Below are 312 nucleotides of genomic sequence, written 5' to 3' on the forward strand. Positions count from 1 at the left end.
AACTTCGAGGTGGAGTGCACCACGATGTCGGCGCCATGCTCGATCGGCCGGATCAGCGCGGGCGGGGCCAGGGTGTTGTCGACGACGAGGGGCAGGCCGTGGCGCCTCGCCACCGCCGCGATCCCCTCGAGGTCCATCACGGCCGCGCAGGGGTTCACGATCGATTCGCAGACGATCGCCCGGGTCCCCGGCGTGATCGCCGCCTCGAAGGCCTCGGGCGTCAGACCCTTGGCGAACTGCGGCTCCAGGTCGTAGCGACCGTCGAGGCGACGCATCAGGCCGAGCGAGCCGCCGAACAGGCGCGAGGAGGCC

General features: G+C 71.5%; 1 protein-coding gene. It reads right to left on the minus strand.

The window, feature by feature from the left end; translation table 11 throughout:
• A partial coding sequence (locus ACLBXP_RS25540; protein ID WP_447670622.1) for an aminotransferase class I/II-fold pyridoxal phosphate-dependent enzyme occupies positions 1–312 on the minus strand: 312 nt, incomplete at both ends.

The sequence above is a fragment of the Methylobacterium sp. A54F genome (assembly GCF_053346035.1).